General features: G+C 69.8%; 19 protein-coding genes. 9 read left to right on the top strand and 10 right to left on the bottom strand.

The window, feature by feature from the left end:
* The first annotated feature begins 1 nt into the window (after position 1).
* Positions 2-709 (top strand): response regulator transcription factor, encoded by a 708-nt coding sequence (locus ACIHAO_RS10780; RefSeq protein WP_125680018.1) that lies wholly within the window; start codon positions 2-4, stop codon positions 707-709.
* On the top strand, positions 710-1,078 hold the full coding sequence (locus tag ACIHAO_RS10775; RefSeq protein ID WP_396556702.1) for a DUF4345 domain-containing protein: 369 nt from the start codon (positions 710-712) through the stop codon (positions 1,076-1,078).
* A 77-nt stretch (positions 1,079-1,155) separates the two neighbouring features.
* On the opposite strand, the gene ACIHAO_RS10770 is transcribed toward ACIHAO_RS10775, so the two are convergent.
* The gene (locus tag ACIHAO_RS10770; protein ID WP_396556700.1) at positions 1,156-1,500 is read right to left on the bottom strand and encodes a hypothetical protein; all 345 of its coding nucleotides are present in this window, start codon (positions 1,498-1,500) and stop codon (positions 1,156-1,158) included.
* Positions 1,497-2,435, bottom strand: coding sequence for a DMT family transporter (locus ACIHAO_RS10765; RefSeq protein WP_396556698.1), 939 nt, complete (start codon positions 2,433-2,435; stop codon positions 1,497-1,499). Before ACIHAO_RS10765 ends, ACIHAO_RS10770 begins: the two co-directional genes overlap by 4 nt.
* A 101-nt stretch (positions 2,436-2,536) precedes the next feature.
* On the opposite strand from ACIHAO_RS10765, the gene ACIHAO_RS10760 reads away from it, so the two are divergent.
* Entirely contained in the window at positions 2,537-3,469 is a 933-nt protein-coding gene (locus ACIHAO_RS10760) for a LysR family transcriptional regulator (protein ID WP_396556696.1), read from the top strand.
* Between the two features lie 62 nt (positions 3,470-3,531).
* Entirely contained in the window at positions 3,532-3,837 is a 306-nt protein-coding gene (locus ACIHAO_RS10755; protein WP_396556694.1) for an alpha/beta fold hydrolase, read from the top strand.
* On the opposite strand, the gene ACIHAO_RS10750 is transcribed toward ACIHAO_RS10755, so the two are convergent.
* The 7 genes from ACIHAO_RS10750 to ACIHAO_RS10720 all read right to left on the bottom strand — a co-directional run bounded on the left by ACIHAO_RS10750 (position 3,834) and on the right by ACIHAO_RS10720 (position 10,845).
* On the bottom strand, positions 3,834-4,880 hold the full coding sequence (locus ACIHAO_RS10750) for a serine/threonine-protein kinase (protein WP_396556692.1): 1,047 nt from the start codon (positions 4,878-4,880) through the stop codon (positions 3,834-3,836). The two genes, ACIHAO_RS10755 and ACIHAO_RS10750, sit on opposite strands and share 4 nt — an antisense overlap.
* A gap of 13 nt (positions 4,881-4,893) precedes the next feature.
* Complete coding sequence (locus tag ACIHAO_RS10745) at positions 4,894-6,513, bottom strand: serine/threonine-protein kinase (protein WP_396556690.1); 1,620 nt, start codon at positions 6,511-6,513, stop codon at positions 4,894-4,896.
* 219 nt (positions 6,514-6,732) lie between these two features.
* Complete coding sequence (locus ACIHAO_RS10740; protein ID WP_396556688.1) at positions 6,733-7,578, bottom strand: hypothetical protein; 846 nt, start codon at positions 7,576-7,578, stop codon at positions 6,733-6,735.
* Positions 7,579-7,833: 255 nt separating this feature from the next.
* Complete coding sequence (locus tag ACIHAO_RS10735; protein ID WP_396556686.1) at positions 7,834-9,072, bottom strand: hypothetical protein; 1,239 nt, start codon at positions 9,070-9,072, stop codon at positions 7,834-7,836.
* A gap of 338 nt (positions 9,073-9,410) precedes the next feature.
* Positions 9,411-9,716: a hypothetical protein gene (locus ACIHAO_RS10730; RefSeq protein WP_125788895.1), complete on the bottom strand. Its 306-nt coding sequence runs from the start codon at positions 9,714-9,716 to the stop codon at positions 9,411-9,413.
* Between the two features lie 254 nt (positions 9,717-9,970).
* Positions 9,971-10,258: a chorismate mutase gene (locus tag ACIHAO_RS10725; RefSeq protein WP_396556684.1), complete on the bottom strand. Its 288-nt coding sequence runs from the start codon at positions 10,256-10,258 to the stop codon at positions 9,971-9,973.
* Between the two features lie 167 nt (positions 10,259-10,425).
* Positions 10,426-10,845, bottom strand: a complete 420-nt coding sequence (locus ACIHAO_RS10720; protein WP_396556682.1) for a DUF1707 domain-containing protein — start codon at positions 10,843-10,845, stop codon at positions 10,426-10,428.
* 90 nt (positions 10,846-10,935) lie between these two features.
* On the opposite strand from ACIHAO_RS10720, the gene pcrA reads away from it, so the two are divergent.
* Positions 10,936-13,353, top strand: coding sequence for a DNA helicase PcrA (pcrA, locus tag ACIHAO_RS10715; protein ID WP_396556680.1), 2,418 nt, complete (start codon positions 10,936-10,938; stop codon positions 13,351-13,353).
* A 707-nt stretch (positions 13,354-14,060) separates the two neighbouring features.
* Here pcrA and ACIHAO_RS10710 read toward each other — a convergent pair.
* Positions 14,061-14,747 (bottom strand): M23 family metallopeptidase, encoded by a 687-nt coding sequence (locus tag ACIHAO_RS10710; RefSeq protein ID WP_396556678.1) that lies wholly within the window; start codon positions 14,745-14,747, stop codon positions 14,061-14,063.
* Positions 14,748-15,387: 640 nt separating this feature from the next.
* Here ACIHAO_RS10710 and ACIHAO_RS10705 point away from each other — a divergent pair.
* The 4 genes from ACIHAO_RS10705 to sucD all read left to right on the top strand — a co-directional run bounded on the left by ACIHAO_RS10705 (position 15,388) and on the right by sucD (position 19,770).
* Positions 15,388-17,238: a hypothetical protein gene (locus tag ACIHAO_RS10705; protein WP_396556676.1), complete on the top strand. Its 1,851-nt coding sequence runs from the start codon at positions 15,388-15,390 to the stop codon at positions 17,236-17,238.
* Positions 17,235-17,594, top strand: coding sequence for a hypothetical protein (locus tag ACIHAO_RS10700; protein ID WP_396556674.1), 360 nt, complete (start codon positions 17,235-17,237; stop codon positions 17,592-17,594). The genes ACIHAO_RS10705 and ACIHAO_RS10700 overlap by 4 nt, the downstream gene beginning before the upstream one ends.
* Before the next feature lie 117 nt (positions 17,595-17,711).
* Positions 17,712-18,881 carry an ADP-forming succinate--CoA ligase subunit beta gene (gene sucC / locus ACIHAO_RS10695; RefSeq protein WP_396556672.1) on the top strand — a complete coding sequence of 390 codons (1,170 nt, stop codon included), beginning with the start codon at positions 17,712-17,714 and terminating at the stop codon, positions 18,879-18,881.
* A gap of 1 nt (position 18,882) precedes the next feature.
* Positions 18,883-19,770 carry a succinate--CoA ligase subunit alpha gene (gene sucD, locus ACIHAO_RS10690; RefSeq protein WP_125788903.1) on the top strand — a complete coding sequence of 296 codons (888 nt, stop codon included), beginning with the start codon at positions 18,883-18,885 and terminating at the stop codon, positions 19,768-19,770.
* Positions 19,771-19,912: the final 142 nt, after the last annotated feature.

The following is a 19,912-nucleotide window of genomic DNA, read 5'->3' as shown; positions in this document are numbered from 1 at the left end:
TATGCTCACGGGACAGGGCGAGCGAGGGAGCATCGTGACGGAGAACCAGCAGACGCGGGAGCCGGTCAAGGTCTTCCTCGTCGACGACCACGCGCTCTTCCGTGCCGGAGTGCGCACCGAACTGGATTCGATCACCGACGACGTCCGCGTGGTCGGTGAGGCGGGCTCGGTGGCCGAGGCGGTCGCGGGTATCGCCCGGACCAAACCGCAGGTCGTCCTGCTCGACGTGCACATGCCCGACGGTGGCGGCGCCGAAGTGCTGCGCCGGATCCGGCCGGAACTGCCGGATGTCGTGTTCCTCGCGCTGTCGGTCTCCGACGCCGCGGAGGACGTGATCGCCGTGATCCGCGCGGGGGCGCGGGGGTACGTCACGAAGACGATCTCGTCGAAGGAGCTCGTGCGCGCCGTCGTGCGGGTCTCGGACGGCGACGCGGTGTTCTCGCCGCGGCTGGCGGGGTTCGTGCTCGACGCCTTCGCCGACCGGCCGGGTTCCGCGCCGATCAGCGATCCGGACCTCGACCTGCTGACGCCGCGGGAGCGCGACGTGCTGCGGTTGCTCGCGCGCGGGTACGCGTACAAGGAGATCGCGTCGGAGCTGTTCATCTCGGTGAAGACCGTCGAAACGCACGTGTCGAGCGTGCTGCGGAAGACGCAGCTTTCGAACCGGTACGAGCTTTCGCGCTGGGCTTCCGACCGGCGTCTCGTCTAGGTGGCGCCTGTCCTCATCGGCCTGGTGGCCGTGTTCTTCCTCGGCATGGGGCTGCTCGGGCTCGTCGCGCCGGGGCGGCTCATCCGGCCGTTCGGTATCACGCTGGAGTCGGCGACGGCGCGGACCGAAGTGCGCGCGGTGTACGGCGGCTTCGGTGTGGCTGTCGCGGTGCTGCTCGGATTCGCGGCTTTCGACGTCGGCGGGATCCAGCGGGGTGCCGCGATCGCGGTGGCCGTCGCGCTCGCCGGGATGGCCTTCGGGCGGCTGGTCGCGCGGTTCGCGGAGCGACCGGAGCGGTTTTATCCGAGCTGGCTCTATTTCTGGGTGGAGCTGGTCATGGCCACCCTGCTCGTTGTCGCGACCCTCTGACTTGCGTTTAGCGGGCTGATCGCGATCCGGCGAGCCCCCAGGCCCCACCGCATCGCGATCAGCCCGCTAAAGGCGAGTCACCGGAATTCGTGGGTGACTTCGATCTTCCCCACGATGTGCGTGTTGAACTCGGCGAGGTCCTCGGCCGGGACCCACAGCTCGAGGATGGTCTTCCCGCCCGCTTGCTGGACGGGGTACCGCTCGACGAACGAGGTCTCCACGTCGAACCGGGTCACGAAGCCCGCGCCGTCGTATCGCACGTTCCAGTCGCGGGCGATCTTGATCGCGTAGTCCTCGTTCAGCACCGGGTAGAAGATCGGCTGCTCCGGCAGCCGCGGTGGCCACTCCCGCCAGCCCGACTCGCGGACGAGGTCGAGCTCGACGGGCCCGGTCGGGCGCCACAGTGTGGTCGTGTCCGTCATGGCGCGACCTTATCGGCGGCGAGAGGGGGCTCGACCTGCGGAGTGATAGCAAAGGTCCCTTGCTCCTTCGGCCGGAGCCGGGTCAGCGCGACCCCGCCCAGCACGACGACCATCCCGGCGATCACCCGGAAGTTCAGCGGCTCGGCCAGGAACACCGCCCCCAGCAGTACCGACACCACCGGCAGCAGGTAGCCGACGATCGACGCCGCGACGGCGCCCTCGCTCGCGAGGAGCTGGTAGTTCAGCGCGAACGCGATCCCGGTCGACCCGATGCCCAGGATCACGACCGCGACGATCGCGCCGGTGCTCAGGTGCACCGGTTCGAAACCGCCCATCGGCATGGCGAGCAGGACGAACCCGGTCGCGAGCAGCATCTGCCCGCCGGCCAACGAGAGCGGCGAGTCACCGGTGCCGGTGAGGTATTTGCCCTCGTAGACGATCGCGAACCCGTAGCTCGCGGCCGCCGCGAGGCACGCCAGCGCACCCCAGCTGACCAGCCCGGACGCTTCCCACGGCGCGAAGATCAGCAGAATGCCGACGAGGCCGACGACCAAGCCCGCGACCCGCACCGCGGTCATCTTCGTCCGCGCGCCCATCATCGGCGCGGCCAGCAGCACCCACAGGGGTGTGGTCGAGTTCAGCACGCCGGTGATCCCGGAGTCGACGGTCAGCTCACCCCACGCGAACAGCAGGAACGGCAGCGCGTTGTGGAAGAACGCCGCGACGGCCAGATGTCCCCAGATCCGCCGTCCCGACGGCAGCCGGTCCCGGCCGAGGTAGCAGAGCCCGATCAGCACCGCCGCGCCGAGCACCACCCGCGCCAGCACCAGCTGCACCGGCGAGAACGCGCCCAGCCCCAGTTTGATCCAGAAGAAACTCGATCCCCACATGAGCGCCAGCGCGCCGATCCGCAGCAGGGTCTTCGTCTCGCCCACCCCAGTCCTCCTTAGTGCCTGGCTCAGCTTCGCCGCGCCGACGCGTAAGGACAAGCGAAAATTACTGCAGGGAGCCTTAAGAAGAACTGTAAGATCGGGCCATGCTGGACGTCCGCCGCATGCAGGTCCTCCGAGCCGTGATCAGCAGTGGTTCGATCACCGCCGCCGCCAGGAATCTCGGCTACACACCCTCCGCGATCAGCCAGCAGTTGTCCACCCTGGAAAGGGAAGCGGGGGTCGAGCTGCTCGAACGCGTCGGCCGCGGCGTGCGCCCGACGCCGGCCGGTTCGCTGCTGTCCGAACACGCGGAAACGCTGAGCACCCAGCTCGCCAAGGCCGAAGCCGCGCTCAGCGAACTCAAGGAAGGCCGCACGGGCAGGCTCGCGATCCGCTACTTCGCGACGGCGGGCGCCTCACTGGTGCCGTTGGCCGTCGCCGCGCTGCGCCGGGACTTCCCGGGCGTCCGCCTCGACCTGAAACTGGTCGAGCCCGACGATTCGATGCCCGAGATCGAGTCGGGCAAGGCCGACGTCGCGATGATCGTGCTCCCCAGCAGCACGCCCCGGGTCAAGGGAGTCGAGTACATCCACCTCCTCGACGACCCGTACCGCGCGATCCTGCCCAAGAACCACCGGCTCGCCCGCAAACGCGTCCTGGATCTCGGCGAACTCGCGGAGGATCCGTGGGTCGGCGTCGACGGTCTCCCCGGCGCCTGCCGGGACATCCTGCTCGACGCCTGCGGCGCGGCCGGATTCGCCCCGAACCACGTCGTCGAATCCGAGGATTACCAGACGGCACAAGGGTTCGTGGCCGCCGGGCTCGGCGTCGCGCTGATCCCGGAGCTCGGCCTCGGCGCCCCGCACCCCGGCGTCGCCATCCGCAAGGTCCGCCGTCCGGATCCGATCCGGTCCATCCACGCGGCCGTGGCCGCGCACGCCAGGGATCACCCCGCGGTGCGACGGTTCCTCAGCGCGATCCGCGAAGGGGCCGGACAGGTAACCGGGACTGGCCGAGTGGGCACGAAAACCGGCTGAGCTTGAGCAGCCGCACCGGCGGTCGACAACCTGGCAGGGAACCCGCCTGCGAAAGGATCCCGGTGCGTCCCCTGATCGTCCTGCACGGCTCTTGGCACCAGCCCGCCCATTTCGACGACGTCGCCGACCGCGCCACGGCGTTGCTGCGCCCCGAGCCCGTCACGATCTTCGACGAGTCGCCGGAAGGCTCGGCGTGGAAGGACACCCCGGCCACGTACATCGCCTGCACCGAAGACCGCGCGCTCGCGCCGGAACTGGTGGCTCACTGCGCCGCGCGCTGCGAAACGACGGTGACCTGGCGGGCGAGTCACAGCCCGTACCTCAGCCGTCCCGTGGAATTGGCGTCGCTGGTCCTGGAGCGGCTCTAAATCAGGAACAGTTCCGCGAACAGCACACCGATGAGGATCGCCGCCACGACGGCACCCGCCACGATCAGCCACTTCCGGGTGTCGGGCGACTTCGCCGCGGCCGGCGCGGCGGGCGCGTACTGCCGCGCCGGCGGCGTGTACTGCGGCTGCGGCGGCTGATACTGCTGCGGCTGGTGCTGGGGGAACTGCGGAACCGGCGGCTGCTGCGGCGCCTGGTTCATCGGCATCGGCATCGAGGCCGGAACCGTCGGCATCGCGGGCGCGGTCGGCGGGATGAACGCCGTCTGCCTGCCCTCGGTGATCGCGCTCAGCGAGCGGACCGTGTCGGCCATCGTCGGCCGGGAATCCGGCTCGGGCCGCAGCATCTTGCGCAGCGCGCCTGCCAGCGGGCCGGCGGTCTGCGGCGGCCGTTCCGAAGATTCGCCGTCCTCACCGAACGGCGGCACCCCCTCGACGGCCGTGTACAGCGTCGCGCCCAGCGAGAACACGTCGGACGCCGAAGTCGCCGGTTCGCCGCGCGCCACCTCGGGTGCCCGGTACGCCGGGCTCGGCCCGCCACCGGTGATGCCGATGTCGGTGAGCTTCACGCCGCCGTCGTCGGCCAGCAGGACCGTGCCCGGTTCGACCGTCCGGTGCACCACCCCGGCCTCGTGCATCGCGGCCAGCGCGCGGCCGAGCACGATGCCGAGCCCGGCGGCCTGTTCCGCGGTCAGCCTGCCGTGCTCGGCGAGGAAGGTCGCCATCCCGCGGGACGGGATGTACTCCATCACCAGCCACACGTCCGCCCCGTCGGGCAGCACGTCGTACACCTTGATGGCGGTCGCGTGCTCGAACTTGGCCGCGTCCTTGCCTTCTTGGATGACGACGGCCTTCGCCTGCTCCGCCCGGTCCGGCGGCAGGCCGACGGGCAGGTACATGCGCTTCATCGCGACCGTGCGCAGCAGACGCGTGTCGAACGCCAGCCACACGATGCCCGCCCGGCCGCGCCCGATGGGCTGGTCCAGGCGGTACCGGCCGCCGACGATGGAACCTTCAGAACTCAATTGCAGCCTCGGATCATGCTCCGCCGGGCTCGCCCGTCTGACTGGTCGGGGTCGTCGGCGTAGTCGGCGTGGTCGGTGTCGTCGTAGGAGACGTCTTCGTCGGGGTCTTCGAAGGCGTCTTCGTCGGGGACGGCGGATCAGGTTCCTGAGTCTGGCTCGCCTTGCTCGAAGTCTTCTTCGACGAAGTCGTCTCCTTGGGCGGCTCGGCCGATTGCGTCTCCGACGGCGTTTCCGTCGTCTCGGGAGCCGATGACGTCGCCGAAGGGGTCGGTTTCGTCGACGAGTTCCCCACCTGGGCGGGCGTCTCCGGGTTGTTCGGGCTCAGCAGCCAGAAGCCCAGCGCGGCCAGCGCCACGACCACGACACCGCCGATGATCGCGGGTTTCTTCCAGGCGCCCGGCTTCTCGTCGTCCTCGTCCACCGGGCTGGTCTGCGCGCGGGTGGGCGGAGGCGGCGGAGGCGGGGTGTCGTAGTCGTCGTCGTAGGGATCGTCGTCGTATTCGCCCGCGGGGATCGGGACGGCGCGGGTGGGCGCCGGGCCGCCGCCGGGGTGGCCGCGTTCGGCGAGCAACGCCGTCTCGTCGTAGTTGTCGTACCCGTCGTAGTCGTCTTCCGGGTAACCCGACGCGGGCGGCTGGTGGTAGTCGTCTTCGTCGTAGTACGAACCCGCCGCGGCCTGCTCGTCGAGGAGCGAGCCCGAGTGGCCCGCCGCTTCGCTGTCGAGCGCCTGTGTCGCGCCCGCGCCGGCGAGCGCCCCCGCGACCGGGGCGGCGAGCACGGTCTCGTCCGCGGGACCGCCCAGCGGCGTTTCACCCCGCGCGACAGCGGCGAGGAGTTCTTCGCACTCTTCGGCGGTGGGCCGGTGCCGCACCTCCGGGTGCAGCAGCACGGCCAGCACGCTGGCGAGCGGGCCGGACTGACGCGGCGGGATGATCTGCCCGGCCGCGACCGCGTGCAGCAGGCTCAGCGTGTTCTCACTGAGGCCGAACGGCGGCTGGCCTTCGCAGGCCGCGTAGAGCGTCGAGCCGAGGGAGAAGACGTCGGACTCCGGGCCGGGGTCGCCGCCGATGGCCACCTCGGGCGCCAGGTAGGCGGGGGTTCCGGCGATCATCCCGGTCTTCGTGACCGTGACGTCGTCCTTGGCCCGCGAGATGCCGAAGTCGGTGATCTTCACGGTGCCGTTGGGGGCCAGCAGGATGTTGCCGGGTTTGATGTCCCGGTGCACGATGCCGACCGCGTGCGCCTCGGTCAGCGCCGCCGCGACCTGCGCGCCGATCCGGGCCACCTCCGTCGGCGGCAGCGTCCGCTCCTCCTGCAGCACCTGGGCGAGGCTGGTGGAGTTCAGGTACTCCATGATCAGGCACGGTTGGCCGTTGTCGTCGGTGACGACGTCGAACACCGAGATGGCGTTCGGGTGGTGCAGCCTGGCGGCGATCCGTCCCTCGCGCATCGTCCGCTGGCGGGCGTCTTCGGCGTCGTGAGCTTCAAGACCGGGTTGCAGCAGCAACTGCTTGATCGCCACCGTGCGGCCGAGTACCTCGTCGTGCGCTTGCCACACGGCCCCCATAGCGCCCGTGCCGATCCGCCCGGCGATGCGATATCGACCGGCGACCAGGCGACCCTCGTCGCTCACGCGACCTCCCTTTGGGCTCCGTCTTCACGTCGCGGAATCGTCCGCGCACGCGGTGCGGCCGTCAGCACGCCACAGCGTTGGAGCGTATGCACATGTAGTGGTCTGTGTGCCGGCTTTTCCGAGACCGACTCGTGACAAGGCTAGGCGCTCACTCTGCGCACACACACGCGGCACACTCTGATCGCACTGGGTGGAGAGCCGTTACACGCGGGGTGTCCGTCACATGTGCTGCGCGGACAGCAGCCGCGCGTCGGTGATCAGACCGGTCGTTTCGTCGGCGAATTCCAGCACCTGCGTGACGCGCACCATGCCGCCGTCCGCGTTGCGCATGGTCACCACGGCGAGGACGGTGCCGTCGGCCTGCTCGCGGAGATCCTGGATCTGGATGGCGTCCATGGCGCTCCACGCCTCGACCAGCCTGCCCATTTCGGACTCGGCCAATACCGGCGTGAGCAGCGACATCGCACCGTAGGGGTCGGCGTCGACGGTCTGGTAGAACTTCCGGACCGCGTCGAGCTTGCCCTCGGCCGTGGTGACCGCGGCCGGTTTGGAGACCGGCTGCGAACTGGCGCTGCTGGACGTCGAACCCTGCTGCGTGAGCGAGCCCGAGGCGGTACCCGAAGACGGCTGCGGTGTCGTGCTGGTGCCCGCGGACGTCGGCGTCTCCTGCTTCCGCTGCGGCTCCGGGGAGTCCGGCACGGCGAGCCCGCCGAGCGCGGCGGCCCCGCTCATCACCTCGGGTGCGGCGGCACCCGGTGCCGTGCCTTGGCGCTGGGCGCCCGCGAGCACGCCCGCGGTGACGACGGCGCCCGCGACCAGCAGTCCGGCGGCGACCAGCCCGGCCAGCTTGGCCCGCCGGGCGGCGCGGCTCTCCGGCTCGTCCTCTTCGGGCTCGGGCCGCGCCGACGGCACTTCACGGGTGCGGGCGGGAACGAACTTCTGCGGCTCGCGGAAGACCTGCTCGAGGTAGTCGCGGTCCACACGGGTGTCGTTCAGGATCTCTTCCGGGATGACGTCCTCGACACGTACGGCGTCCTCACGCCGTATGCGCTGTCGATCAAGCACGAAATTCCTCGCTCTGGTCCGGGGCAGGCGCTGGGCCGTTCGGCCGACGCCTCTGGTCCGCGCGGCCGTCTTCTGAACGGTGCGGACCCTGCAGTCGCCAGGTAACCCTGTGCGGACGGTTCGCGGCCAGGCTCTATCGCCGGAATGCCGTCGCCATACGACGAACGGCAGCTTAGGTCACCCACCCGGACCAGGGACGACCGCTCGCCGCACCGCACGTGCAGAGGAACAGGACACCTGCACGTGCGCGGGTGGTTACATGCCGTCGTCGACGATCTTGTCGTCGTCACCGAAGGTCAGGGTGCGCTGCTCCATGGTCTTCGTTCCGTCTTTGTGGGTGACCTCGACGGTGTTGACCGTGACGCCGCGGCGCTGGTCGATGCTGACCTTCTTCACCTCGAAGTAGGCGACGTCCGCGTAGCGCTCACGGAGACCCTGCGCGCCTTCTTCGCTCAGGCTTCCCGAGGTCACCGAAGAGGCCTCGTGGGGATCGGTGGTGACGTTGTTGAGGAAGATCTCGGTGTTGTCGCCCATCGTCTCCGCGTCCGGCTGCGACGCGTACCAGGGGGACGTCGTGGTGGTGCGGTCCGCGGGCATGACCGGCGGCTTCTGCGGCCGGTCGCTCGACGAGGGCGCGGGCCGCCCGGACGTGACCGGCCCGCCCGAATCCGGCTGGGATTCGCTGCTGCCGGAGCCGCCGTTGTCCGACGAGGTGCCGGAATTGGCGGAACTGCGGTCGTCCCTGGTCGAGGAATCGGACTCGGAGCTGGACGGATTGCCCGCCGCACCACCCTGCGGCGGCGTGGCCGGGTTGCCGGCGAGACCGTCCTGCGTCAGCGGGCTGCCCCCGCGGTATCCGGGCCAGCCGCCTTGGCTCTGCTGTTCCGGGAGGGGTTTGCCGACCAGGAACGAACCGGCGAAGAGCAGGCCGACGACGACCAGCGCGGACGCCGCCGCCGCGAACCAGGCGGCCTTGCGCCAGGTCTTGGGCGGGGTCACCGAGGCGGGCACCGAGCCGAGGTCGAAGGTGCTGAGGCCGTCGACGGGCGGGGCGAGATAGACGCGGACGTCATCGGTGTCACCGTCGATCTCCACCGGCTCGGGACGGCGGGGAGCGGGGGCGGTCAGCGTCACCTTCGTGCGCTGGGCGGCCTTCGCACGCCGTTCCTCGGCGGAGGGCCGGACCGGTTCGGTGAACGAGACCTCGACGCGGGCCGGGCGTTCCACGGGTACCTCACGAGCGGGCTGGGGGAGCGGCAGGCGGCCGCTCGATGGGGCGTAGCCGGGACTCGGCGCCCTCCCGTTCCGCGGTGGCGGCAGCGGCAGGGAACCGGTGGAGGGCGGGGCGAACTCACGCTGTGCGTGATGCCCGTGCCCGCCTGCGCGCTGCCGCCTCGGCGGCACGGGTGGGGTCCAGCTCTCGGTACCGCCCGCCCGGTGGCGGCCCGCGTGCGTGGCGCCGTCCCGTCCTTGGTGTTCCGCCCAGCCGTTCATGTCCGAGCGACCCCCTCGCGGGCCGTCCCTGACGGCGATGTGACACCGGTTAAGCCGAACGGAGCAGTGCTTTCACGGGATCCCTCGCTTGCAGACTCCCGGGCACTCTCGTGAGCAAATGCACGCGCATGCGAGGGTGGACGCGCGGGGCCATCGCCCCCGCGCGTCATACGGGCATCGCCCGACCCAGACGCAAGGGTCCTCACGGGATCCACACTAAAAGTTCGACAAGCGCAAGTCTTCACCCAGTCTGCAAGTTGCAGATGTTTCACTCGGTCGGGCGCGGCCGAACGGGCCTTGGTGACGTTACGCAGTGCTATCAGTGCTGGTGGAGCCGCTCAGTTGCCGCTGCGGTACTTCTGCTGGGTCGATTGCAGGGCTTTGGTGGCGGTGATCCCGCTACCCGCTGCAAGCAAAATGGCGATGATGTCGAGCGTCGTTCCCCCACTGGTGAGCAACCAGGCGAAAAGCGAGGCCGCAGTGGTACCCGCTGCGATCGGCCAGCGTGTCTTGACGTACTGGGCGATGGGCGTGCCGCCCGCGCGCTTACCCGCCGCGTTGTTCAGCATGGCGAGGTAACCGAGATGGCCCAATGTCGCCAGGACACCGGCGATCGCGATGATCACGGCGATGAGGTTAATCATGGGTCCAGTTTGCCCTGTCCCGCGTCGTCGTGGCTCGGGGAACACCCTGAGTTTCGCCTCACGGCACGCGATCGTGACGTGAGGCCGTGGTCCGCATCACTCACGACCACCGGGACCGAGCCGTCCATCCAGTCACGCGTGGCGTCCGTCCAGTCACGCGTGGCCGGCACTCTCGCAGGGCGTCACGGCTCGGCCGCCGTCTGCCGAGCTTGCGAAGGGCGCTTTCCCCACGCGAGACGCGGGGAAAGTCCCCTTCAGCGCCCCAGCCTGCCCCGGCCCAGATTCAGCAGCGCCATCGCCAGCTGCCGTCCCTCGGGCCCGAGTTCGCGGTAGCGCGCCAGCACGTCCATTTCACGGTTGTAGACGATCCTGGTGCCGCCCGCGGCCATCCTGGCCGCACCGATCGTCTTGGAGACTTCGACGCGGCGTTTGACCAGCCGCAGGATCTCGCCGTCGAGCCAGTCGATCTCCTTGCGGAGCTCATCGATCTCTTCGGCCGTGGCGGTGGGTTCTTCGGCGTCCGGCTTCTGTGTGGTGTTCATCGGGACCTTTCTTCGGTCCGGATTCCCTGCTGGCCCCCGGAACAGCGTAAAGCCCCGGGGTCCGTGGACTCCGGGGCTTCGGGTGATGGCATTTCGGCACTATGCGATCACGGGAGCCGGAGTCCGGGTCCCGTAAAAAAATCGCGTCACGCGCCGCATGCCGATCATTATGCCACAGCGAGACCCTCCTCCGGCTTGAAGCGGCGGCGTACTCCGCGTACGCGGGCGTGCACGAGGACGCTCATGGCCAGCCAGAACATCGGCATCGCCGGCCAGAAGAACGGCACCCCCGAAGCCGTCCAGCGGACGATCAGCAGCACCGAAAGCACGACGACGACCGCCAGGTGGGCCCGCACCGCCGGATGTCCGAAGACGACAGGGCGCCGCTTCGGCACGGGTTTCGGCAGATCGGCGGTGAGCGCGGAGAGTTCGTCTGTGTACTTGGTGGAATACACAGTGCCGAGCCGCTCTTCTACTTCTTCGAGGGTGAGACGGCCTTCGCCGCCGGCGGCCTGGATGAGCGAGACGACCCGCTCCCGGTCGGTGTCGGCGGCCCTGAGCCGGGAGGGGATTCCGTTGGTGTCCATGGCATCCGATCCTCCGCCGCGAACACCGTCCGCGCGTCGGACGGCAGGCGGCAACACCGCCTACGCCCGGCGCTGTAGCGTGGACCGGCGATGAACACCCTCTTCGATCTCCCAGCGGACGGTCCGGCCAAGCCCCGGCACTCGGACCTGCTCGACGACCTGAACCCGGCACAGCGCGAAGCCGTGACCCACGCGGGCTCGCCGCTGCTCGTCGTCGCGGGCGCGGGTTCCGGCAAGACCCGGGTACTGACGCGCCGGATCGCGTACCTGCTGGCCGAACGGGACGTGCACCCCGGCCAGGTCATGGCGATCACGTTCACCAACAAGGCGGCCGCGGAGATGCGGGAGCGGGTGAGCGACCTCGTCGGCCGCCGCGCGAACGCGATGTGGGTGTCGACGTTCCACTCCATGTGCGTGCGGATCCTGCGGCGTGAGGCCAAAACGCTGGAGATGTCGTCGAGTTTCTCCATCTACGACTCGGACGACACGAAGCGGCTCATCACCCTCGTCGCCCGCGATCTCGACATCGACCCGAAGAAGTACGCGGCGCGCACGCTGGCCGTGCACATCTCGAACCTCAAGAACGAGCTGATCGTCCCGGAGACGGCGGTCGCCGACGCGGGCAACGACCTCGAACGCCGAGTCGCCGAGGTCTACGTCGAGTACCAGCGGCGGCTGAACCAGGCCAACGCTTTCGACTTCGACGACCTCATCATGCGGACGGTCGAACTCCTGCAGACGTATCCGGACGTCGCCGAGTACTACCGGCGGCGGTTCCGGCACGTGCTGGTCGACGAGTACCAGGACACGAACCACGCGCAGTACACGCTGATCCGCGAACTGGTCGGCACCGAGGCGAACGAGGCCGGGATCGAGCCCGCCGAACTGTGCGTCGTGGGTGACGCGGACCAGTCGATCTACGCCTTCCGCGGGGCGACGATCCGCAACATCGAGGAATTCGAACGCGACTTCCCGAACGCGCGGACGGTGTTGCTGGAGCAGAACTACCGCTCGACCCAGACGATCCTGAACGCGGCGAACGCGGTCATCGCGCGAAACCCGAACAGGCGCGCGAAGCGGCTGTGGACCGATTCCGGTGACGGCGAGAAGATCGTCGGCTACGTCGCGGACAACGAGCACGACGAAGCGGCGTTCGTCGCGGGCGAGATCGACGCGCTGGCGGACAAGGGCGAAGCGGACTACTCCGACGTCGCGGTCTTTTATCGCACCAACAACCAGTCGCGTGTCTTCGAAGAGATCTTCATCCGCCTCGGCCTGCCGTACAAGGTCGTCGGCGGCGTGCGGTTCTACGAACGGCGCGAGGTCCGCGACATGCTCGCGTACCTGAGGGTGCTGGCGAACCCGGAGGACACGGTCAGCCTGCGCCGGATCCTCAACGTCCCCAAACGCGGCATCGGCGACCGCGCCGAAGCGGTCATCGCGACGTACGCCGAACGCGAGCGCATCTCGTTCGCGCAGGCGCTGCGCGGCGCCGTCAGCGGCGAGGTGCCGATGCTGAACCCGCGCTCCGCCAAGGCGATCACCGGTTTCGTCGAGTTGATGGACGAACTCGGCGAGGTCGTCGAGAGCGGCGCCGAAGTCGCCGACGTCCTCGAAGCGGTCCTGGAACGCACGGGCTACCGCGCGGAACTCGAAGAGTCGGACGACCCGCAGGACGCGTCGCGGGTGGAGAACCTGACGGAACTCGTCACCGTCGCGCGGGAATTCACCGAATTCACCGCCGAGGTCGCCGGTCCGGACGGTGAACTCCCCGAAATCGAGGCCGTGGACCCAGGAGTGCCGGAGCCGGGCTCGCTGCCCGCGTTCCTGGAGCGCGTTTCGCTGGTGGCCGACGCGGATTCGATCCCCGCCGCCGACGGTGGCGACGACGGTGACGGGCACGACGCGGGCGTGGTCACGCTGATGACCGTGCACACCGCGAAGGGGCTCGAATACCCGGTCGTCTTCGGCACGGGCTGGGAAGACGGGATCTTCCCGCATATGCGCGCGCTCGGTGACCCGACCGAACTGGCCGAGGAGCGCCGGCTCGCCTACGTCGCGATCACGCGGGCGAGGAAGAGGCTGTACGTCTCCCGTTCGATGGTGCGCTCCGCGTGGGGCCAGCCGCAGATGAACCCGGCTTCGCGGTTCCTCGACGAGCTTCCCGCCGAGTTGGTCGATTGGCGCAGGCTCGCGCCTACCTCGTCCTCCGGTGGTTTCGGTTCGTCGGGTGGTTCGCCGCGCGCCGCGACGACCTGGGGCAGCCGCGGTGGCGGTGGCGCCTCGCCGTCGAGGTCGACGGGCACGAGCCCGTTCGGCAAGGGCTGGAAGGAAACCGTCGCGCTCAAACTCGACGTCGGCGACAGGGTCAGCCATGACAAGTACGGGCTCGGGACCGTCATCGCCTGCGACGGGGTGGGCCCGCGTGCCACGGCGACGATCGACTTCGGCGCCGCGGGCAAGGTCCGGCTGATGCTCATCGGTAGCGTCCCGATGGTCAAACTCTAGCTCTGACCTGCGGTTTCTTCACCGCGTACGAAAACTGTCGGACCCCTCCCGTATACCTGTGCCATCGAACACGAGTTCGATGCGCTGGGGTAGGCTGGAAGAGCCGGTGTGCCCCGATCAGGAGGAGGGGGCGCACGGTGTGGACGGGGTCTTGTTTGGGGTTCTCTCGAGTGGGGTACTCGAGTACTTGCGGGGTGTTGAAGAAGGGGCGGGGCCGGATCGGGGTCCGGAACCGCCGGAAGTGCTCAGGCTGGTCGCGGCCTGGCGCGCGTTACTGCGGACGCACGAACCGGACGGGGCCGGACGGTGCGTCGTATGCGGGCACGCGCGGCGATGGCTGTTCGGGCCGCGGCCAGCCGGGTGCCGAATTCGTTCCCGGGGACTTTTCGCCGGATGGCGGCCGAGCGCACGGCGCCCGGCCGGTCTCTGCACGGTATGGCAGATCGCCGTGGGGTACTTCGTCCGAAAGCTGCCCGACGGCGTCGCGTGAAGGCTTTGAGGGCCCGAAAGACCACATGTGCTCCGGGCCGGATGGCCTACGACGCTTCCCGGTGTTCTTGAAGCCCGTGTCCTCGAAGCCGGCGCTCTTGAAGCCGGTGTTCTCGAAGGGGGAAGCGGAGGCCCTGAAGGCGCGCCAGAGCGTCGTTGCCCGGCGCGCCCTTGCCGCGGGCGGTGTCACCGGTGTGGTGAAGGGGAAAGGATTCCGATCAGCCGACGCTCACGCCACGGGCGGCGAGCCACGGGCGCGGGTCGATCTTCTTCGTGCCGTTCTGCCACACCTCGAAGTGCAGGTGCGGGCCGGTGCTCTGGCCACGGTTGCCGACCTCGGCGATCTCCTCGCCGCACTTGACCTTCTGGCCTTCGCGGACGGAGAACGAGTTCATGTGGCCGTAGACGTGGACGGTGCCGTCGGCGAGCTGGACCTTGACCCAGAGGCCGAAACCGCTGGCGGGGCCCGCTTCGATGACCGTGCCGTCGGAAGCCGCGACGATCGGCGTGCCGATCGGGGCCGCGAGGTCGATGCCGAGGTGGCTCGTACCCCACCGGGCACCGAAGCCCGAGGTGAAGGTGCCCTTGGTCGGCATGCAGGTCTTGGGCCGCTTGGCCTCTTCTTCGGCCTTGCGGGCCGCTTCGGCCTCACGCTTGACGCGGGCCTGGGTGATGCTGTTGCTCTCCGAGAGCTTCTGGGCTTCGGCGGAGGCGTTCGTCGACTGGCTCGTCGGCAGCAGTTCGGGGGCGCCACCACCGGCTCCGCCGCCGAGGGCGAACGAGGCGCTCGCGTCCTGGGTGCTGGCCAGGGGGGTGACGGCGGCGTCGGAGGATTCCGAAACGGACTTCAGGGTCTGCCCGGCAGCGGCGGCCGCGAAGGCGCCGGCAGCGACGGCTGCGACCACGACACGACCGCGAAGGGCCGAGGACGGGGGCGACAGGCGGTGCGAGCCCCGGACGCGAACGACCGCACCATCGAGTGCGTTCTCGAGCGCCGGGGAAGGAGCTTGGCCGCCGGGGGAGCGGTGTGAAGCCAAGACGGGGCCTTCCATGTTCGGGGAGTCGGATCAAGAGCCCGGGCGGGGGAACCCGGTGAACGACCTCGGGGGTGGTTCGTTCGGCGCTCTCATTCGTGATCTGACTGTAATGGGGACCCCGGGACAGTAACGAAGCGGCACCCCGGACAGCAAGATCTGACGGCGCTCTCGGCCGATCGGGCGACGGCGATGTGGCCGTTGTCCAGTAGGGATTACCCAAAGTTAAACCAGGTTTACTCACAACCGTGTGACTTGCGTTACAAGATCAGAGGGCCGTTCGGGGGTACCGAAGGGCCGGAAAGGGGGCAAATGAGGGAAATAAGTGGTTGCCCGACGGTGTTGAAGGAGGTTTACCCGGACTAGGCCGCTTCCATGCCTCGCCCGCGCCTCTTCAGTTCGGCCGCAGCTCGTCTTCAGCTGCTGTCAGGGGCCTGGCCGAACGCCGGTGAGACCTGCCGCGCCCCTGCTGCCGGGCCCGGCCGTCCCCGGCTTGCTAGCGTCGCCGTCGATGACTTCGCGCTCACGGCATCCTGGCGGCGACTCCGCCGGGCAAGCCGTCCCCGGTACCGCGTCCGCCGAACTTCTCCGGAGCGAACCGGGCTCCCGCCCGCGAGCGCTCCTGCTGTCGGCGGGGCTGGTGTCGGCCGGTGCGGTCGCACTGGCCGCCGGCGCGCTGCTGCCCGTCATCCAGGGTGGTTCGCCCGGTTTCACCGCCGGTCCGCTGCTGGTCGTGCTGGCCTTGGCGCCCGCGGTGGCCGTGCTCTACGGGCTGTTCACCGGGCGCGCCGGGCTCACGGCCGGGCTGGTGCTCGGGCTCACCGCGCTCGCGCCCGGGCGGCTGTTGCTCGACCTGCAGTTGCTCGCGGACGGATCCCTCGCCGCGCGTCCGGAACTGTTCCTCGCCGACAGGCTGCTCGCGCTGCCTCCGGCAGGGCCGGGCCTGTGGCCGCTGGTGGCAGGCCACCTGCTCACCCTCGCCGCCGGGGCGTTCGCCGCCGGGACCGCACGTGACGAGGCGGAACTGGCGGGTGAACTCGACGGACGGCGCCGCTGGCGGCTGCTCGGGCCCGTGCTCGGCGTGGCGGGCGGGATCGGCCTGCTGCTCGCACCCTTCGGTTCGGGTAACGCGTATCTCCTGGCCAAGAACGCCTTCGAGGGTCCGACGGTCGCGATGGCCGGGTACCTGCTGCTCGCGGCGATGCTTCCGTTGACCGTGCTCGTGGCCGTGAGTTCGCCTTCGGCCGCAGTCGGCAAGGGCGGGTTCGCCGGAGCCGGGCTGGCGTCGCTCGCGGTCGGGATCCCGGCGGTGGTCGCGGGGCTCGCCGTGGACCGGCTCTCGGTCGCGCCGGGTTCGGTGGTGGTGACCGTCGCGGGCCTGGCGCTGGCCGGGCTGGCCTTCACCCGGTTCGACGTCGCGGAAGCAGGCGATGCCGTCACCGGTGACCTCGCCGGCGAGGCAAGGCTGCCGGGGCTGTTCTGGTGGCGGCTGGCCACCGGCGGCCTGGCACTGCTCGCCGCCGCCGCGGCGGTCGCGGGTGCGCTGGCCCCGGTCCTGAAGGCCAACGGTCCGGCGCCCGTCCCCGAGACGCCGGCGCGCTGGCTGCTGCTCGGCGCCGCCGTCGTGCTCGCCGTGCCCGCGCTGTTCGTCTTCGTGCCGCGGCTCTCGGCGTTCGCCAGGGGAGTCGTCGCGGCGACGTGGGCGGGAGTGGTTCTCGCGGGCGCGGGCGTGCTGAGCGCGGCCTTGTCCGTGACCGAGGACAAGGCGGTGGACCCGGCGCTGTTCGGGGTCGATCTCCCGGTGCCGTCGCCGGACAAGGTCGGCTTCTCGGCGGGCCCCGGCGTCACGTGGACGTTCGTCGCGCTCGTGCTGGCGGCCGTGGCCGCGCTCGCCGCGGTGGTCACCGGCGTCGTGGAACGCGATGTCGCCGATGACGCCGCCGATGCCCCGGCCGACAGCGGGCTGGACGGTTCGCGGGCGAACGGCACCGTGCTGACCCCGGTCGTCGCGGCGGCGGTCCTGGCGATCGCCGCGTTCGGCACCCCGGTGTTCACCGCGCCGGGCTACACCGCCCCCGGTCTGTGGTCGAACTTCGGCGCGGCGTCGTGGGGCCTGCTCGGCGCGCTCGCGGTCTTGCTCGGCCTGTACGCGCTCGTCGTGCGCTCGCGGCCGGTCGCGGCGGCGTCCGCCCTGGCCGGTGCCGCGCTGCTACTCGGGCTGCGCGCGGCGGAACTGCCGCTCGTCGGCTCGGAGTACGACGGCTCGTCGGCGGGGATCGGCTTCTGGCTCGCCCTTGGCGGCGCCCTCGTCTCCCTCGTCGCGGCCGGGATGGCCGTCGCGGGTGCGCGGCGGACCGGATGACGCGCCGCCTCCTCCGGGTCGTGCTGGCCGAGTTCGCCGTCCCGGACGGTTCGGCGGTCGCGCTCGGTCGGGCGCTGCGCGACGACGGGGTGGAGGTCGTCTACGCCGGGCGTCTCGACACCGTCGAACAACTGGTCCGGACGGTCGAACAGGAGGATCCGGACATCCTCGGCGTCCTGCGCGGCGAGAGTGAACCGGAAGGGCTCGCCGAAACGCTTCCCGGCGTTCTCTTCTTCGCGGTCGGTAACGGCCCGAGCGGGTTCGAGAACGCCTTCGAAACCCTGGAAGAGGCGGCGAACTGGGTCTCCGGTGTGCGGTCTCACACCGTGGAAACACCGTCTGACCGCGTACGGTGACCGACTTCACCAGGTGCGGAGTGCCCGGCTTCTGCGCAGGTCGCTAACCTCGACTGGTCCGACAGCGCGGTCCGGAAACGGACCACCACAGTGGCGTGTCGTCAGGAGACTGGAGTAGTGGACCTCTACGAATACCAGGCGAGGGATCTCTTCGCCGCCCACGGAGTACCGGTTCTGCCGGGTGCCGTGGCAAACACCCCCGAAGAAGCCAAGGCCACCGCCGAGAAGATCGGCAACCAGGTCGTCATCAAGGCGCAGGTCAAGACCGGCGGCCGCGGCAAGGCCGGCGGCGTCAAGCTGGCCCAGACGCCGGCCGAGGCCGCGGAAAAGGCCGAGGCGATCCTCGGTCTCGACATCAAGGGCCACATCACGCGTCGCGTGCTGGTGGCCGAAGCCTCGGACATCGCCGAGGAGTACTACTTCTCCTTCCTGCTGGACCGTGCGAACCGCACCTTCCTCGCGATGGCTTCGGCCGAAGGCGGCGTGGAGATCGAGCAGCTGGCCGTCGAGCGTCCCGAAGCGCTCGCGAAGATCCCGGTCGACGCGATCATCGGTGTCGACAAGGCGAAGGCCGTCGAGATCCTCACCGCGGGCAAGTTCCCGGAGAAGGTCGTCGACGAAGCCGCCGACGTCGTCGTGAAGCTCTGGGAGACCTTCGTCTCCGAGGACGCGACCCTGGTCGAGGTCAACCCGCTGGTCCGTGACCCGCAGGACAAGATCATCGCCCTCGACGGCAAGGTCACCCTCGACGAGAACGCCTCCTTCCGTCAGCCGGGCCACGAGGCCCTGGTCGACAAGGACGCGGAGAACCCGCTCGAGGCGAAGGCCAAGGCCAAGGACCTCAACTACGTCAAGCTCGACGGCGAGGTCGGCATCATCGGCAACGGCGCGGGCCTCGTGATGTCCACGCTGGACGTCGTGGCGTACGCGGGCGAGAAGCACGGCGGCGTCAAGCCCGCCAACTTCCTCGACATCGGTGGCGGCGCGTCGGCCGAGGTCATGGCGGCCGGTCTGGACGTCATCCTCAACGACACCGACGTGAAGAGCGTTTTCGTCAACGTCTTCGGTGGCATCACCGCTTGCGACGCGGTCGCGAACGGCATCGTCGAGGCGCTGAAGATACTGGGTGACGAGGCCACCAAGCCGCTCGTCGTGCGGCTGGACGGCAACAACGTCGTCGAGGGTCGCCAGATCCTCGCCGACGCGAACCACCCGCTGGTCACCGTGGTGGACACAATGGACAACGCGGCCGACAAGGCCGCCGAGCTCGCCGCGGCAGGTGCGTGAGATGTCGATCTTCATCAACGAGAACAGCAAGGTCATCGTCCAGGGGCTCACCGGCTCCGAGGGCATGAAGCACGCGACCAAGATGCTGAAGTCCGGCACGAACATCGTGGGTGGCGTCAACTCCCGCAAGGCCGGTCAGACCGTCTCCATCGAGGGCAAGGACCTCACCGTGTTCGGCACGGTCGAGGAGGCCATCAAGGAGACCGGCGCCGACGTGTCGGTCATCTTCGTGCCGCCGAAGTTCGCCAAGGACGCGGTCATCGAGGCGATCGACGCCGAGATCCCGCTCGCCGTGGTGATCACCGAGGGCATCCCGGTGCACGACTCGGCCTACTTCTGGGCGCACGCGGTCGCGACGGGCAACAAGACCCGCATCATCGGGCCGAACTGCCCCGGCGTGATCAGCCCCGGCAAGTCGAACGCGGGCATCATCCCGGCCGACATCACCGGCGCCGGCCCGATCGGCCTGGTGTCGAAGTCCGGCACGCTGACCTACCAGATGATGTACGAGCTGCGTGACATCGGTTTCTCGACCGGTGTCGGCATCGGCGGCGACCCGATCATCGGCACGACGCACATCGACGCCCTCGAGGCGTTCGAGGCCGACCCCGAGACCAAGGTCATCGTGATGATCGGCGAGATCGGCGGCGACGCCGAAGAGCGTGCCGCGGCCTACATCAAGGACAACGTGACGAAGCCGGTCGTCGGCTACGTCGCGGGCTTCACCGCGCCCGAGGGCAAGACCATGGGCCACGCCGGCGCCATCGTCTCCGGCTCCTCCGGCACGGCCGCAGCCAAGAAGGAGGCCCTCGAGGCCGCCGGTGTCAAGGTCGGGAAGACCCCGAGCGAGACCGCCGTCCTGGCGCGCGAGCTGTACAACAGCCTCTGATCCTTCGGAGACTGACGCTTTCCCCGGCGGGGGGGGGGGGCGGCCCCCGGCCCGCCCCCCCCGGCACGGCCCCCCGGCGCGGGGGCGCCCGCAGCCCGCCCCCCGGGCGGCGGGGCCCGCAGGGGGGGGAAACCACGTGCCG

The organism is Amycolatopsis sp. NPDC052450, from assembly GCF_044547565.1.
In the GTDB taxonomy this organism is placed as follows: domain Bacteria; phylum Actinomycetota; class Actinomycetes; order Mycobacteriales; family Pseudonocardiaceae; genus Amycolatopsis.
This window is presented reverse-complemented; position numbering and strand designations above follow the sequence as displayed.

What these genes read in the sequence shown, in the direction of transcription:
- ACIHAO_RS10735 (WP_396556686.1), bottom strand. Translation starts at nt 9,072, where the DNA reads ATGAACGGCTGGGCGGAACACCAAGGACGGGACGGCGCCACGCACGCG.
- sucD (WP_125788903.1), top strand. Translation starts at nt 18,883, where the DNA reads ATGTCGATCTTCATCAACGAGAACAGCAAGGTCATCGTCCAGGGGCTC.
- ACIHAO_RS10760 (WP_396556696.1), top strand. Translation starts at nt 2,537, where the DNA reads ATGCTGGACGTCCGCCGCATGCAGGTCCTCCGAGCCGTGATCAGCAGT.
- ACIHAO_RS10705 (WP_396556676.1), top strand. Translation starts at nt 15,388, where the DNA reads ATGACTTCGCGCTCACGGCATCCTGGCGGCGACTCCGCCGGGCAAGCC.
- pcrA (WP_396556680.1), top strand. Translation starts at nt 10,936, where the DNA reads ATGAACACCCTCTTCGATCTCCCAGCGGACGGTCCGGCCAAGCCCCGG.
- ACIHAO_RS10725 (WP_396556684.1), bottom strand. Translation starts at nt 10,258, where the DNA reads ATGAACACCACACAGAAGCCGGACGCCGAAGAACCCACCGCCACGGCC.
- ACIHAO_RS10770 (WP_396556700.1), bottom strand. Translation starts at nt 1,500, where the DNA reads ATGACGGACACGACCACACTGTGGCGCCCGACCGGGCCCGTCGAGCTC.
- ACIHAO_RS10780 (WP_125680018.1), top strand. Translation starts at nt 2, where the DNA reads ATGCTCACGGGACAGGGCGAGCGAGGGAGCATCGTGACGGAGAACCAG.
- ACIHAO_RS10720 (WP_396556682.1), bottom strand. Translation starts at nt 10,845, where the DNA reads ATGGACACCAACGGAATCCCCTCCCGGCTCAGGGCCGCCGACACCGAC.
- ACIHAO_RS10730 (WP_125788895.1), bottom strand. Translation starts at nt 9,716, where the DNA reads ATGATTAACCTCATCGCCGTGATCATCGCGATCGCCGGTGTCCTGGCG.
- ACIHAO_RS10700 (WP_396556674.1), top strand. Translation starts at nt 17,235, where the DNA reads ATGACGCGCCGCCTCCTCCGGGTCGTGCTGGCCGAGTTCGCCGTCCCG.